The sequence below is a fragment of the Phenylobacterium sp. FG114 genome, assembly GCF_057809855.1.
On sequence record NZ_JBMDKU010000008.1, the window covers coordinates 121,522 to 136,279 of the forward strand.

Consider the following 14,758-nt stretch of genomic DNA (forward strand, 5'->3'; position numbering starts at 1 on the left):
CGTGGCAGGAGAAAGGATCGTGGTATCAGGGCGCCATGACGCTGGATGCGGTCCTGACGAAATGGAGCGGCGGTTGGCGGGGGCCGGCGCTCGCGGCCTTCATCGCCTTCCTGGCCGGACTGCCGGGACTGGTGGCCATGCCGCCGCTCGACCGGGACGAGGCGCGCTTCGCCCAGGCCACCGCCCAGATGCTGGAAAGCAACGACTATGTCGTGATCCGCTTCCAGGACGCGCCACGGTTCAAGAAGCCCGTGGGGATCCACTGGCTGCAGGCCGCCGCGGTCACTCTGACATCGAGCCCCGAGGCGCGGCAGATCTGGGCCTATCGCCTGCCCTCCCTGCTGGGCGCCATGCTGGCGGCGGCGGCCTGCGCCTGGGGCGCCGCGGCGGTATTCGACCGGCGCACCGCGCTGATGGCCGGCGCGCTGCTGGGCGCGAGCCTGTTGGTCTCGACCGAGGCTTTCATAGCCAAGACCGATTCGGCCCTGACCGGGACCACTACCCTGGCGCTCGCCGCGCTGGCCCGGCTCTATGCGGCGCGCAACGGCGGTCCGCCGGCCGGCCGGCGCGTGGCCTGGATCTTCTGGGGCGCGCTGGCGGCCTCCGCCCTCATCAAGGGGCCGGTCGGACCGATGGTCGCCCTCTTCGCCATGATCGTGCTGGTGCTCTGGGACCGTCGCGCCGGCTGGCTCGCGGACCTCAAGTGGTGGTGTGGCCTGATCATCGTGCTGGCGGTCGTCGGGCCGTGGGCGGGCGCGGTCACGGTGGCCACCGACGGCGGCTTCTGGTCCGAGGCGGTGGGATCCGACCTCGCGCCGAAGCTGGCCGGCGGCCAGGAGACCCATGGCGCGCCGCCCGGCTACCACCTGCTGCTGACGCCGCTGTTGTCGTTCCCGATGACCCTGCTGCTGCCGGCGGCCGCGGTGGCCGCGTGGCGGCATCGCGCCGAGGCGGGCGTTCGGTTCGCCATCGCGTGGCTGATCCCGACCTGGATCCTCTTCGAGGCGCTGCCCACCAAGCTGCCGCACTACCTGATGCCGGCCTACGGCGCGCTGGCCTGGCTCGCGGCGCGCGCCCTGGCCGAGCCGATCGGCGCGGCCGCGCGCTGGCTGGGGGCGGGCCTGGCGACAGTGATGGGCCTCGTGCTGGCGGCGGCGGTCTTCTACCTCCTCTCGCTGTACGGGACGCCCGGCGACGCCTGGGCGGCGACACTGGCGGGCGGCCTGTTCGCGGCCGCCGGCCTGGTCGGCGGCTACCTGATGGTGCGCCAGGCGCCCCAGGCGGCCACCCTGGCGGCGCTGGGTCTGGCCGTGCTGGCTCACGGCGCGCTGGCCGCGGCCTTCGCGCCGCGCCTCGAACCGCTCTGGCTGTCGGCGCGGCTCGAGCGGGCGCTGGAGCAGACCCGCCTGCTGCCGCGGCAAGGCGTCGCCGAGGCGCCGGTGGCGGTGGCCGGATACGCCGAGCCCAGCCTGGTCTTCGCCCTGGGCACCGCCACCGAATTGGACGGGCCGGCCGAGGCGGCCCAGGCGATCGTCGAGGGCCGGCCGGCGATCGTCGAGCAGAAGGAGGAAGCCGCGTTCCAGCAGGCGCTCGACTCCCGTGGGGGAACGGCCGTCCTTGTCGCCCGTATCAGCGGCATCAACTACTCCAAGGGTGATCCGATGACCTTGCGGGTCTATGTGGCGCCCGAGGTGCTGAACGAGGTGAGACGATGAGCCGGCGTATCGAGATCGTGGAGGTGGGTCCGCGCGACGGACTGCAGAACGAGAAGACGCTGTTCGAGGTCGGCCAGAAGCTCGAGATGATCCAGCGCCTCGAGGCGGCCGGGGCCAGGCGCATGGAAGTGGTCTCGTTCGTCAATCCCAAGCGCGTGCCGCAGATGGCCGGCGCCGAGGAGATCATGGCCGCGCTGCCGCACAAGGAAGGCCGCTCGCGCATCGGGCTGGTGCTGAACATGCGCGGCTGGGAGCGCTGCCTGGACGCCGGCTGCGACGAGGCCAACGTCGTGGTCTGCGCCTCCGACGGCTTCGGCATCCGCAACCAGGGCGCCTCGGTGGACGAGCAGATCACCACCATGGCCGGCATCGCGGGCGCGCGTCGCCCGGAGGACCCGCCGATCTCGGTGACGGTCTCGGTGGCCTTCGGTTGTCCGTTCGAGGGCGAGGTGCCCGAGGAGCGAGTGGTCCAGATCGTCCAGGCCGCGGCCAAGGCCGGCGTCGCCGAGATCGCGCTGGCCGACACCATCGGCGTGGCCGACCCCTGGATGGTCCGCCGCCGCATCGAGCTGGCCAAGAAAGCCGCCGGCGACATCCCGCTGCGCCTGCATTTCCACGACACCCGCAACACGGGCCTCGCCAATGCCTTCGCCGGCGTCGAGGCCGGGGTCGACATCCTGGACGCCTCGGTGGGCGGGCTGGGCGGCTGCCCGTTCGCGCCGAACGCCACCGGCAACATCGGCACCGAGGACCTGGTCTACATGCTTGAGCGGGCGGGCTTCGAGACTGGCTACGACCTGGACCAGCTCATCGAGATCGGCCAGTGGGCCTCGGACCTGCTGGGCAAGAAGGTGGCCTCCTCGGTCGGCAAGGCCGGCGGCTTCCCGGCGGCTCCGCCGATCCCGGTGGCCGTGCCCTAGCCCGCCCGGCCCGTCAGCTTCCAAAGCAGCGGGCGGACCACGGCGGCCGTGAGGACCAGGGGCGAGAGCGCCCAGGCCAGGGCGGTCTGGACGGGGCCTTCGGCGCGCTTGCGGAAGTAGCGGGCCAGGCCGACGCCCTTGTGGAACTCGACCTTCAGCGGGCTGGTCTGGCTGGTGCCGCCGATGTGGACGACCTCGGCCCTGGGATGGAACAGCACCTCACCGCCGGCCTGGCGCACGCGCCAGCAGAGGTCGACGTCCTCGACGTGGAGGAAGTAGCCCTCGTCGAAGCCGCCCACGGCGTCGAAATCCTCGCGCCGCATGCAGAAGCACGCCCCCGAGATGGTGGGGGTCGGCACGGCCTGGGCCGGCAGGGCGTCGCCCTCCCAATGCACCTCGTAGCGGTTGAGCGCCGGCGCCGCCTTGGACAGGCCGCTCATGGACAGCAGCGCGCTCACCGGCGTGATCTCGCCGCGCCGGGCTCCGCGCTGTTCGGTGCGATCGGCGTTGAGCACGCGGCCGCCGACGAGGCAGGGCGAGGCCCGGCCCTCGATCTCGCGCGCCAGCGCCGCCACGCAGCCCGGTTGCAGGAAGGCGTCGGGGTTCAGGAAAACCAGCACATCGCCCTTGGCGGTGAGCGCGCCGAGGTTGGCGCCGCGCGCGAAGCCGACGTTGCCGTGACCGGTCTTGAGCACCACCCGATCGTCGCGGGCCGCCAGCGCGCGCAGGCGCTCGGCCTCGGCCGGCTTCGAGCCGTTGTCCACGACGACCAGCTCGTCCACCAGCGGATCGGCCAGCACGCAGTCAAGGCTCTGCGCGAGAGCCTCGCCGGTCATGTAGACCACCATCACCACGGACACGCTGCGCCGCGGACGGATCACATCCGTCGCGGCCACAGGTTCTGAGCTGAGGATCGGCGCGGCGATGCTGTTCATCCAGCCTCCAACCCGCCGGCCCCCTGGCCGGCATCGTCCCCCGCCCGGGCAAGATCGGGCGGAGTCGCCTCGGAGGCAAGCGTGTTCACGGCTTCCGCGAGCGTCAGGATCTGCTGGCCGTCGGATCCGAGGCGCCGCAGGGCCACCTTGCCCTCCTCGGCCTCACGGCGACCGACGACGGCGATCACCGGCGCCTTGGCCAGGCTGTGCTCGCGGATCTTGTAGTTGATCTTCTCGTTGCGCAGGTCGGTCTCCACGCGCAGGCCGGCCGCGCGGAGCTGCGCCGCGGCCTTCAGGGCAAAGTCGTCGGCGTCGGACGTGATCGTGGCCACCACCACCTGGGTGGGCGCGAGCCACAGCGGGAAGGCCCCGGCGTAGTTCTCGATCATCACCCCGATGAAGCGCTCCATCGAACCGCAGATGGCCCGGTGCAGCATGACCGGCCGCTGCTTGGAGCCGTCCTCGGCCACATATTCGGCGTCGAGGCGCTCGGGCAGGACGTAGTCCAGCTGCAGCGTGCCGCATTGCCAGGTGCGGCCGATGGCGTCCTTCAGGTGGAACTCCAGCTTGGGGCCATAGAAGGCGCCCTCGTTGGGCAGCATCTCGACGGTGGGAATGCCGGCGGCCAGGGCGGCGCGCTCCAGCTTCTTCTCGGCGATGTCCCAATTCTCGTCCGTGCCGAACCGCTCGTCGGGCCGCAGCGCCAGCTTCACTGCATGCAGCTCCAGGCCGCAGTCGCGGTAGACGCTCTCCAGCAGCCGGATGAACTTCGTCGACTCTTCCTCGATCTGGTCCTCACGGCAGAAGATGTGCGCGTCGTCCTGGGTGAACGCCCGCACCCGGAAGATGCCGTGCAGGGCGCCCGACGGCTCGTAGCGGTGGCAGGCGCCGAACTCGGCCATGCGCAGCGGCAGGTCGCGGTAGCTCTTTTGGCCGTGGTTGAAGATCTGCACGTGGCCGGGGCAGTTCATCGGCTTGACGGCCAGGCTCTCGCCCTCCTCCGTCTCGCAGGTGAACATGTTCTTCCCGAACTTCTGCCAGTGGCCCGACCGCTCCCACAGTTCGCGGTCCATGATCTGGGGCGCCTTGACCTCGAGGTAGCCGTCGGCGTCCAGCCGGCGGCGCATGTAGGCCTCGACCGAACGGTAGAGCTGCCAGCCCTTGGGGTGCCAGAAGATCATGCCCTTGGCCTCTTCCTGCATGTGGAAGAGGTCCATGGCCTTGCCGATCTTGCGGTGGTCGCGCTTCTCGGCCTCCTCGAGGCGATGCAGGTGGTCCTCGAGGTCCTTCTCGCTGGCCCAGGCCGTGCCGTAGATGCGCTGGAGCATCGGGTTGCGGTGGTCGCCGCGCCAGTAGGCGCCCGCCAGCTTCGTCAGCTTGAAGGCCTTGCCGGCCGCCTTCGTCGACGGCAGGTGCGGCCCGCGGCAGAGGTCTTTCCACTGGCCCTGGCGATAGACGCTGACCTGCTCCCCGGCGGGGATCCCGCCGATGATCTCGGCCTTGTAGTCCTCGCCGATGGACTTGAAGTGGGCGATGGCCTCGTCGCGGTCCCAGACCTCGCGCACGATCGGCTCGTCGCGGTCGACGATCTGCTTCATGCGCTCTTCGATCTTGGCGAGATCGTCCAGGCTGAACGGCTCGTCGCGGGCGAAGTCGTAGTAGAAGCCGTCCTCGATGGCCGGGCCGATGGTGACCTGCGTGCCGGGGAACAGCTCCTGCACGGCCTCGGCCATGATGTGGCTGACGTCGTGGCGGATCGTCTCCAGGGCGTCGGGGGCCGTGCGGTCGAGAATCTCGAACTTGCCGCCCTTCTCGAGCGGACGGTCGACGTCCAGCAGCTCGCCGTCCAGACGGACCAGGACCGCGCGCTTGGCCAGCGAGGGGGCGATCGAGGCCGCCACCTGCTTGCCCGTCGTTCCGGCCTCGAATTCGCGTTTCGAGCCGTCGGGGAAAATCAGATCGATCATGTTTCACACTTCCAGTCGCGCGCCTTGCCCCCGTTATCCTTTGGGGGCTGCTGGCGCGGAGGCGGCGGCGGGTCCCAGCCCGCGCCACCCCAGGGATGACATCGACACAGCCGGCGCACGGTGAGAATCCCACCGCGCACGGGGCCGTGTCCGATCAGGGCTTCAGCGGCGTACTCCGAACAGGTCGGAGCAAACCGGCACTGCCGCCCGATCAGCGGCGAAAGCGTCAGCTTGTAGGCGCGAAGGAGCCCACGGACGCATCTCTCGTAGAAGCTCATGCCGGCTGCGGTTTGCGATTGCAGGCCCCGTGCGTACGCCGGGACCCCGAGAGGTTCAAGCCGCGCCGGCGGGAGTAGTTCGCGCGCGCGGGGTCGTCACCGGCCGCGTGACCGGGGCGAAGGGTGCGGCGATGTCCGTCGGACGAAACATGGCGAACCGATTGGCGAACCAGAGTGCAAACGAGGCGCGGCCAGTATCACGGATGGGCGGGGGAAGGAACCTCGCACCCGTCCTTTCGCAGCCCGAGGGCGGTCAGCAGGGGCCGTCAGCCGCTGGGAAGTTCGCGGATCTCCACGGTCCCTCCGGCCTCGAACACCGGGTTGCCCGGTAGGAGGGCGCGGGCTTCGTCGAGGGTGTCGGCGGTGACGCGGATGAAGCCGGTGATGTGGCTGAGCGGGTCGGGGGCGACCCCCGACTTCTTGATGCAGTGGCCCTGGCCGATCTTGCTGCCGCCCTGGAAGACGCCGTCTTCGCGCAGACGGGAGAGATAGGGCTCCCAGTCCAGTCCGCCGTCGCCCGAGGCGTCGTCGTGATGGAGGAAGATGAAGTCCGGCATCAGGCTCTCCGCTCGACCGCATTGCGCACCGCCTCGGCCGCCGCCTCGAAGGCCAGCAGCGTCGACGTGTGACGGGCGGGATAATCCTTCACCGGAGCCAGCAAGGCCAGATCGCCGAACCGCCCCTCCGGCGCCGGTCCGCCCGCCTTCAGCATGGAACGGAACGCGTCACGGGTGGCTTCGAGTTCCGAGAGCGTGACGCCGATGACGTGGGCGCCCAGCACCGAGGCGGCCGCCTGGCCCAGGGCGCAGGCCTTCACGTCCTGCGCGAAGTCGGCGACGCGGTCGTCCTCGACCTTCACGTCGATCACCACGCGGGAGCCGCAGAGCTTCGAGACCTTCTCCGACGTGGCGTCGGGCTCGGGCAGGCGCCCGGCGCGCGGCATCTCGGCCGCGAGGCGCAGGAGCTTGGCCGAGTAGAGATCGTCGATCATGCGCCTTAGGTCGTCATCGGCGGGGGTGTTGTCAAACGCACAGCGCGCCGCAGGCGCAATCATCTGGAACCACGATCGACTGGCGCTAACGCGCCTCAGGGGCGGACCCGCAGGGTTTCCATGCCGCGGAAGAACGGGAGGGTGCGCCAGGCGGGCGCAGCGTCGGGGTCGGCGAGCTTGAGGTCGGGGAAGCGTTCGAAGAGGCGGAGCAGGGCGACCTGGGCCTCCAGCCGGGCGAGGGGCGCGCCGATGCAGATGTGGGCGCCGCCGCCGAAAGCCACGTGCGGCTTGTGCTTGCGGGTGACGTCGAAGCGGTGCGGGTCGTCGTAGACCTCGGGGTCGCGGTTGGCGGCGCGCAGCGAGACGGTCATCGCCTGGCCGGCGTGCAGCGGGCAGCCGCCCACCTCCATGTCGCCCGAGGCGATGCGGGCGGTGATGTCGACCGGCGGCTCGTAGCGCAGCACCTCCTCGACCACGGAATTGATGAGGCTGGGGTCGGCCTTGAGCTTCGCCAGCTCGCCCGGATGGAGCAGCAGCAGGCGCACCGCGTTGCCGATCAGGTCGGTCGTCGTGAGGTTGCCGCCGACCAGCAGGGCGGTGAGGTTGATCCGCAACTCGTCGTCGGAGAGTTCCGCGCCGGCGGCCTGGAGCTGGACCATGTCGCTGATCAGATCGTCGCCGGGGCTGGCGCGGCGGTCGGCGATGGCCTCGGTGAAATAGGCCTTCAGCGCCGTGTCGGCGGCGACCATGGCTGCGGTCTGCTCGGGCGTACGGAGCGGGTTGAGGCCCTGGATGATGCCCTCGGACCACTCGCGGAACTCGCGCAGCCGGCTGTGGTCGACGCCCAGGATCGAGGCGATCACGTCGATGGGGATCGGCACGCAGAAGCGGTCCATCAGGTCGAACTCGGCCTCGCCAGCGACGGCGTCGAGGGTCTCGCCGATGATGCGCTCGACCTCGGGCTTGAACTTGGCGACGCGGGCGTAGAGCGCCTGGGCCAGGGGCTGGCGCACGCGGGCGTGGTCGGGGTCGTCCAGCATGAGGATGCTGGTCTGGCTGGTGCGCGGGCGCGTGGGGTCGTAGTCGTCGAGCAGGCGGCGCGAGAGGTGGGCGCCCTCCTCCGCATGGAGCGGATCGCGCCAGAGCTCGCGGTTGTTCACCACCGACCGGACGTCGGCGTAGCGGCTGAGCACCAGGCTGCCCGAGGTGGCGTCGCGGTGCGCGGGGCAACGGCCGCGCAGGTCGTCCAGGAGCGCGTGGGGGTCGACGCGGAAGGCCTCGTTGAGCGGGGTCAGCTCGAACAGCGACGGGATGGGACGCTCGGTCATGGCCGTTTCCTCCGCGCCCTTCTGAAAATGACGCTGGCGTCACCTTCTCCTTGATGGGCGAGGCTTTCAAGCCCGAGGCGCGTCAGCGCGGATCAATTCGAACCACGAAAAGCACGAAAAACACGAAAGGCGCGGCGGCCACTTTCGTGTTTTTCGTGTCTTTCGTGGTTCCAGATGACAGCGCCTGCGGCGCGCTAGGCCTTCACCATTTCTCTGAGGGCCGCCGTAAGGGCGTCGACGTGGGCGGCGGTGTTCACGAAGGAGGGGGTGACCCGGATGCAGGCGCCCTTGGCCGGGCCGGCGCGTTCGACGGTGAAGATGCGGTAGCGGTCGAAGAGCGCCTTGCGGAAGGCGACGGCCTGGGCGGGCGTGGTCATGCCGGCCATGCGGAACGAAGTGATACCCGCGTGCAGGGTGGGATCGGCGGGGGTCAGGACCTGGACGCCGGGAACGTCGCGCACCGCCTCGGCCCAGCGATCGCGCAGGTAGCTAAGCCGCGCGGCCTTGGCCTGCGGACCGATGGCCTCGTGGACGGCGATGGCGTCGGCCACGGACAGGACCGCGCCGTAGTTCACGGTGCCGGTGTGGACGCGGGCGTCGATGCGGGGGCTGGGACCTTCCAGGATCGAGACGTCGATGTCCGGGATGCGGTCCTTCCTGATGTAGACCAGGCCGACGCCCAGCGGCGCGCCGATCCACTTGTGCAGGTTGAGGCCGGCGAATTCGACGCCCATGGCCTTCAGCGAGAACGGCGTCTGGCCCAGGGCGTGGCCGCAATCCAGGAGGACATCGACGTTCCGGCCCTTCGCCATCGCCACGATCTCGGCCACCGGCGGGATCAGGCCCGTGCGGTGGCTGAGGTGGGTGAGCAGCATCAGGCGCACGTCGGGGTTGGCCTTCAGCGCCGCCTCGTAGGCGTCGATGAGCGCCTGGCGCGTGGCCGGCTCGGGCAGGTCGATCTTCACCACGCGGACGCCGCGCACCTTGGCCAGCGACTCCATGCCGGCCTGCATGCTGTCGTAGTCGAGGTCGGCGTAGAGGACGGCGTCCCCGGGCTTCAGCCGGTTGTAGCCGCCGATCAGGGTCAGCATCGATTCCGTGCCGCCGCGGGTGAACGCGATCTCGCCGGGGTCGACGGCCAGCAGGGCGGCGGCCTTGAGGCGGACGTTCTGCAGATCGGCGTTCACCGGGCCGCGCGTGTAGAGCGTGGTCTCGCGGTTCACCCGGGCGGTGTGCTGCGCGAAGGCGGCGCGGGTGGACTTGGCCATGGCGCCGAACTGGCCGTTTTCCAGCTGGATGACGCCGGCCGGCGGGGCGTCGAACAGGGTGGCGACCTTGGCCCAGTATGCTTCGTTATCGGGGGCTTCGTCATCGGGCCGGACCTCGGCGGCGAGCGCCCCGCCCGCCGGCGCGGCGGCTCCAGCGGCCAGGATCGCGCGGCGGGACAGGTCCATGGGAAGCTCCTACTGGCGCGCCATTTCGGCCTCTCCGACGGCGTCGCCGTCAAGCGTCTGGTCCGCGTCCATGACAACCGTAACCTTGCGCAGGGTCCCGCTGAACGAAAACGGCGCGGGGTAGTCGGCGACCGGGCTGCCGCGGTCCAGGCCGATGTCCAGGCCCGACCAGGAGATCAGGGTGACGAAGCCGGTGGTCGCCAGCCCCTCGCCCGCCGGTTCGCCGTCGATGGTCAGGGTGAAGGTGCGGTTTAGCGCCTCGCCGGTGGCGCGCGACACGACGCCCAGGCGGGTGGCGCCGGCCGGGATGGGGCGGTCGGAGCTGACGGTGGTCTTCTGGCCGCCGATGTTCAGGGTGTGATGCAGCCGGCCGTCCTGGACATAGAGGCTGTAGCCGCTGGTGGCGTCGCCGTGGGCCAGCAGGACGCCCTGCTCTCCACCCTTCAGCTTCACGTCGGCCTCGATGCGGTAGGTGCGGGCGCGGACGTCGGGGGCCACGTCGGTGGGCAGGTGGCCCATGCCCTTGTGGAACACGAAGCGCCGCCGCGCGCCGTGGAAGCGGGCCGAGTTCTCGGCGAAGCGCGGGCCGAAGCGGTCGTCCAGCGGCAGCACCTTGTTGGCTTCGGCGGCGACCCACCAGTCGTCGATCAGGGCCTTGAGCCTTTCCGGCTGTGCCTCGGCCAGGTCGTCGCTCTCGGAGAAGTCTGCGTCGAGGTGGAACAGCTCCCATTTGTCGTCGTCGAACGGCGCGCCCGGCGGGTGGAAGGCAACGGCCTTCCAGCCGTCCTTCCACAGGCCGCGGTGGCCGAACATCTCGAAGTACTGCGGCTTGCTTCGGGGGGGCGCGGCGGCGTCCGTCAGGCTGGCGGCGAAGCTGACGCCTTCGAGCGGCATCTGGGGGACGCCGTTGACGTGGGTCGGCGGCGCGACGCCGATCACCTCGAGCAGGGTCGGGACCAGGTCGCAGGCATGGGCGAAGTGCGGGCGGATCTCGCCGCGGGCGGCGATCCCCTTGGGCCAGGACATCACCAGCGGGTCGCGGATGCCGCCGCCGTGGGTGTTCTGCTTATAGCGGCGCAGCGGCGTGTTGGACGCCATCGCCCAGCCGTGCGGGAAGTTCGAGTGGGTGTCCGGCCCGCCTATGTCGTCGAGGCGCGCCAGCTTCTCGGCCATGGGCTCGCCGCGGAAGTTGAAGGGCCCCATGGCGTTGACGAAGCCGAGCGGGCCGCCCTCTTGGCTGGCCCCGTTGTCGCTCATCACGATGATCAGGGTGTCGTCGCGGACGCCGGCCTCCTCCAGGAAGCCGACGAGGCGGCCGATGTGCTGGTCGGTGTGGTCGAGCATGCCGGCAAAGGCGCTCTGCAGGCGGGTGAACACGCGGCGCTCGTCGTCGGAATAGGTCTCCCAGGCGCGCACGCCGTCGTTGCGCGGGGGCAGCTTGGTGTCCGGCGGCACCAGACCCATGGCCTTCTGCCGGGCCAGGCGTTCCTCGCGCTCCACGTCCCAACCACGTTCGAAGACGGCGTCATAGCTCTTGATCAGGTCGGCCGGCGCCTGGTGCGGGGCGTGGCAGGCGCCGGGCGCGAACCACAGCAGCCACGGAGTGTCCGGCGCATCGGCGGTGTGGTCGGCGATGTAGCGGATCGCCTGGTCGGTCAGGTCCTCGGTCAGGTGGTAGCCGCTCTGGAACGTACCGGGCGGCGGGACCGGCGTGTTGTCGCGCACCAGCTCGGGCGAATACTGGTCCGTCTCGGCGTCCATGAAGCCGTAGAAGCGGTCGAAGCCCCGGCCCAGCGGCCAGCCGTCGAATGGTCCCGTCGGGCCGGTCTCGGTCAGGTTGGTCACATGCCACTTGCCCAGCATGTAGTTGCGGTAGCCGTGCGGACGCAGCATCTCGGGCAGGGTTCCGGCCGCCTTGTCGATCTTGCCGCGATAGCCCGGATAGCCGCTGTCGAAGTTGGCCAGGCAGCCCACCCCGACCGAGTGATGGTTGCGGCCCGTCAGCAGGGCCGCGCGGGTGGTCGAGCACATGGCCGTGGTGTGGAAGCCGGCGTAGCGCAGCCCCTCGGCCGCCAGCCGGTCGATGTTGGGCGTGCGGATCGGCGAGCCGTAGCAGCCGAAGTCCGAGAAGCCGACGTCGTCGAACAGGATGACCAGGATGTTGGGCGCGCCCTTGGGCGGCTTCGGCGGCTTAGGCCATTCCGGAACCGAGTCCGCCACCGTCCGTCCGATCTTCCCGGCCATCATCCATCCCCGTCGTTATCGGCGGTCACCATGGTGGAGCCGGCTGCGGCGTCCAAGGGGCGGACTACCCAGTTTCAGGGCGCAGATCGCAACCAGCGCGCTGCGATCACCCCCGCCGCTTGGCCCATTCGGCCTCGGCCCGGGTCTTGAGCGCCTCGTTCATGGCCAGGAAGCCGCGGCGGACGGGGCCGCGCATGCGCTTGCCCAGCGACGGGCCCATCAGGCCGCCGAAGAACTCGCCGTTGTCGACCACGCAGCCGTGCTCGGACAGCGGGGTGATCTCGATGTAGCGCAGGGTCTTGATCAGGCCGCCCAGGAACCGGAGCTCCCAGTGGAGCTGTTCGTTGGGCACCCAGTCGAGAACGCGGGGCTTGATCTCCTGCTTGTCCTGGCCCGGCAGGACGAGGTCCATCGAGAGGATATTGCCGATGCGGATCTCGCCGGCCGCGCGCGGATAGGTCGGGTTCCACTCCGACCACTTCGACAGATCCTGGACGATCTCCCAGATCACCTCGGGCGGCGCCTGGATGCCGATGCGGTCCTCGATGCGGAAACCGCTGGGGCCCTTGGGCGGCGGCGGCTTGCCCTCGGTCTGCAGGTTGAGGGTCTGGGGACCGAGTGCGCCGCCCTTGCGCTGGAAGGGGGCCGCCTTGAGGTCGGGGCCGGGTTTGAAGGGCATCAGGCCTGCTCCTTGATCCGCCAGGTCGCGCCGGCCGGGCCGTCCATCACCTCGACCTTCAACGCGGCCAGCTCGTCGCGGATACGGTCGGCGTCGGCCCAGTTCTTGGCCGCGCGGGCCTCGGCGCGCGCCGCGATCAGCGCCTCCACCCTGGTTTTCAGGTCGTCGTCGGCGCCGCTCTGGAACCAGGCCTGCGGGTCGGCGGTGAGGAAGCCCATCAGGTTCCCTGCCTCCACCAGCAGGCCGCGGCCGCTGGCGACGGCGCGGGCGTCCTTGGCCATCACGGCCGCGCGCACCTTGTCGGCGAGCTGGAACATCGCGGCGAAGGCGGTCGGCGTGTTCAGGTCGTCGTGCAGGGCATGGCGCACGTTGGCGTGCTCGGCCGCGGCCGCCGCGTTCTGCCAGCCGTCGGCCGACGGCTCGCCGGCCAGGAAGCGGCCCGCGTCGTCGAGCACCCGGTAGAGGCGGTCCAGGGCGCTCTTGGCCTGCTCGATCAGAGTGTCGTTCCACTCCAGCGGCTGGCGGTAATGGCCGCTGAGCAGCGCCCATCGGATCGCCTCGCCCGGGTAGAGCTTGAGCAGGTCGTGAGCGAGGGCGACGTTGCCGACGCTCTTGCTCATCTTCTCGTCGCCCATGTTCAGGAAGCCGTTGTGCATCCAGACACTGGCGTACTCGCGCTCGCCGTGGCCAGAGCAGACCCCCTGGGCCAGTTCGTTCTCGTGGTGCGGGAAGACGAGGTCGATGCCGCCGCCGTGGATGTCGATCGGCAGGCCCAGGGCCTCCTCGATCATGGCGGTGCACTCGATGTGCCAGCCCGGCCGGCCGGGGCCCCAGGGGCTCTCCCACTCGGGCTCATTCTCCTTGGACGGCTTCCACAGCACGAAGTCGGCGGGGTGGCGCTTGTAGGGGGCGACGTCGACACGAGCGCCGGCGATCATCTCGTCCATCGGCCGGCCCGACAGCTTGCCGTAGTCGGAAAAGGCCTGGGTGTCGAAGAGCACGTGGCCCTCGGCGGCGTAGGCGCTGTTCTGATGGACCAGGTCGCCGATCATCTTGATGATGGCGTCCATGGTCTCGGTCACGCGCGGCTGGAAGGTCGGCCGCAGGCTCCCCAGCGCCGCGGCGTCGGCGTTGTAGGCGTCGAGGTAGCGGTCGGTGATCGTCGAGATCGGCACGCCCTCTTCGGCGGCCTTCCTGTTGATCTTGTCGTCCACGTCCGTGACGTTGGCGGCGTACTGGACGGAGGCCTCGCCATAGACGTCGCGCAGCACCCGGAACAGCAGGTCGAACACCACCACGGGCCGGAAGTTACCGATGTGGGCGAAGTTGTAGACCGTCGGCCCGCACACATACATCGTCACCCGGGACGGATCCTTGGGGACGAAGGGCCGCTTGGCGCGGCTCATGGTGTCGTAGAGGCTGAGGGTCATCGGCTCTTCTAAGGTAACGCTGCGGAACGGTTGCCCAAGGCGGGCTCGCGCCCATATACAGATCGCCCGGACGCGAGGCCACAAGGCCCGGTCCGACGTGAAAGGGTGGCACGCGTCATTTCCGGGACCATCGTCCCGGCGCAACTCAGCCCTGGAAAGAAACGCTCTCTCATGGACGCTATTTCCCGCGACCGAACCCTCATCGGGTCCGACGAAGGAAACCTTGAGCCCTTCAAGCGGCCGACCCGCGAAGAGGCTATGGAAGCCGTGCGCACGCTGATCGCCTGGGCCGGTGACGACCCGCGCCGCGAAGGCGTGATCGACACGCCGAAGCGCGTGGTGGACGCCTATGGCGAATGGTTCGAGGGCTACAACCTCGACCCCGCCAAGGAACTGTCGCGCACCTTCGAGGACGTGCAGGGCTACGACGACATCGTCATGCTCCGCGACATCGAGGTCGAGAGCCACTGCGAGCACCACATGGCTCCGTTCCTGGGCAAGGCCTACGTGGCCTACATGCCGACGAACCGGGTGGTGGGCATCTCCAAGCTGGCCAAGGTGGTCGAGATCTTCGCCCGCCGTCTCCAGACCCAGGAGACCATGACCCAGCAGATCGCCGACGCCATCACCGACAGCCTGCGCCCCGCCGGCGTGGCCGTCCTGATCGACGCTGCGCACCAGTGCATGACCACGCGTGGCGTGCACCACCGCCACGTGAGCACGATCACCACCCAGTTCACCGGCGTCTTCAAGACCGACCCCACGCTGCGCCAGCGCTTTCTGGACTTCGTGAACCGGTAAGAGAGGCCTTTTCCCC

Annotated in this window: 13 protein-coding genes; 3 read left to right on the forward strand and 10 right to left on the reverse strand. The window is 69.9% G+C overall.

Annotation, left to right across the window (positions count from 1 at the left end; translation table 11 throughout):
- Nucleotides 1-35: 35 nt before the first annotated feature.
- Nucleotides 36-1,715: an ArnT family glycosyltransferase gene (locus ACODSY_RS15300; protein WP_488952626.1), complete on the forward strand. Its 1,680-nt coding sequence runs from the start codon at nucleotides 36-38 to the stop codon at nucleotides 1,713-1,715.
- Nucleotides 1,712-2,635 (forward strand): hydroxymethylglutaryl-CoA lyase, encoded by a 924-nt coding sequence (locus tag ACODSY_RS15305; RefSeq protein WP_488952627.1) that lies wholly within the window; start codon nucleotides 1,712-1,714, stop codon nucleotides 2,633-2,635. Before ACODSY_RS15300 ends, ACODSY_RS15305 begins: the two co-directional genes overlap by 4 nt.
- Here the strand turns inward: ACODSY_RS15305 and ACODSY_RS15310 are convergent.
- The 10 genes from ACODSY_RS15310 to cysS form a co-directional block, all read right to left on the reverse strand.
- The gene (locus ACODSY_RS15310) at nucleotides 2,632-3,570 is read right to left on the reverse strand and encodes a glycosyltransferase family 2 protein (RefSeq protein ID WP_488952628.1); all 939 of its coding nucleotides are present in this window, start codon (nucleotides 3,568-3,570) and stop codon (nucleotides 2,632-2,634) included. The genes ACODSY_RS15305 and ACODSY_RS15310 overlap by 4 nt on opposite strands.
- Nucleotides 3,567-5,537: a threonine--tRNA ligase gene (gene thrS / locus ACODSY_RS15315; RefSeq protein WP_488952629.1), complete on the reverse strand. Its 1,971-nt coding sequence runs from the start codon at nucleotides 5,535-5,537 to the stop codon at nucleotides 3,567-3,569. Before thrS ends, ACODSY_RS15310 begins: the two co-directional genes overlap by 4 nt.
- Entirely contained in the window at nucleotides 5,534-5,815 is a 282-nt protein-coding gene (yidD, locus tag ACODSY_RS15320; protein ID WP_488952630.1) for a membrane protein insertion efficiency factor YidD, read from the reverse strand. The genes thrS and yidD overlap by 4 nt, the downstream gene beginning before the upstream one ends.
- A 266-nt stretch (nucleotides 5,816-6,081) precedes the next feature.
- Nucleotides 6,082-6,372 carry a hypothetical protein gene (locus ACODSY_RS15325; RefSeq protein WP_488952631.1) on the reverse strand — a complete coding sequence of 97 codons (291 nt, stop codon included), beginning with the start codon at nucleotides 6,370-6,372 and terminating at the stop codon, nucleotides 6,082-6,084.
- Nucleotides 6,372-6,806: an iron-sulfur cluster assembly scaffold protein gene (locus tag ACODSY_RS15330; protein ID WP_488952632.1), complete on the reverse strand. Its 435-nt coding sequence runs from the start codon at nucleotides 6,804-6,806 to the stop codon at nucleotides 6,372-6,374. Before ACODSY_RS15330 ends, ACODSY_RS15325 begins: the two co-directional genes overlap by 1 nt.
- Before the next feature lie 95 nt (nucleotides 6,807-6,901).
- Nucleotides 6,902-8,134: a cytochrome P450 gene (locus ACODSY_RS15335; protein ID WP_488952633.1), complete on the reverse strand. Its 1,233-nt coding sequence runs from the start codon at nucleotides 8,132-8,134 to the stop codon at nucleotides 6,902-6,904.
- 194 nt (nucleotides 8,135-8,328) lie between these two features.
- Nucleotides 8,329-9,588, reverse strand: coding sequence for an aminotransferase class V-fold PLP-dependent enzyme (locus tag ACODSY_RS15340; RefSeq protein WP_488952634.1), 1,260 nt, complete (start codon nucleotides 9,586-9,588; stop codon nucleotides 8,329-8,331).
- A gap of 9 nt (nucleotides 9,589-9,597) precedes the next feature.
- Nucleotides 9,598-11,832 carry a sulfatase-like hydrolase/transferase gene (locus ACODSY_RS15345; RefSeq protein ID WP_488952635.1) on the reverse strand — a complete coding sequence of 745 codons (2,235 nt, stop codon included), beginning with the start codon at nucleotides 11,830-11,832 and terminating at the stop codon, nucleotides 9,598-9,600.
- A 106-nt stretch (nucleotides 11,833-11,938) separates the two neighbouring features.
- Nucleotides 11,939-12,511, reverse strand: a complete 573-nt coding sequence (locus ACODSY_RS15350; RefSeq protein ID WP_488952636.1) for an SRPBCC family protein — start codon at nucleotides 12,509-12,511, stop codon at nucleotides 11,939-11,941.
- On the reverse strand, nucleotides 12,511-13,941 hold the full coding sequence (gene cysS, locus ACODSY_RS15355; RefSeq protein WP_488952637.1) for a cysteine--tRNA ligase: 1,431 nt from the start codon (nucleotides 13,939-13,941) through the stop codon (nucleotides 12,511-12,513). Before cysS ends, ACODSY_RS15350 begins: the two co-directional genes overlap by 1 nt.
- A gap of 171 nt (nucleotides 13,942-14,112) precedes the next feature.
- On the opposite strand from cysS, the gene folE reads away from it, so the two are divergent.
- Nucleotides 14,113-14,742 carry a GTP cyclohydrolase I FolE gene (folE, locus tag ACODSY_RS15360; RefSeq protein WP_488952638.1) on the forward strand — a complete coding sequence of 210 codons (630 nt, stop codon included), beginning with the start codon at nucleotides 14,113-14,115 and terminating at the stop codon, nucleotides 14,740-14,742.
- Nucleotides 14,743-14,758: the final 16 nt, after the last annotated feature.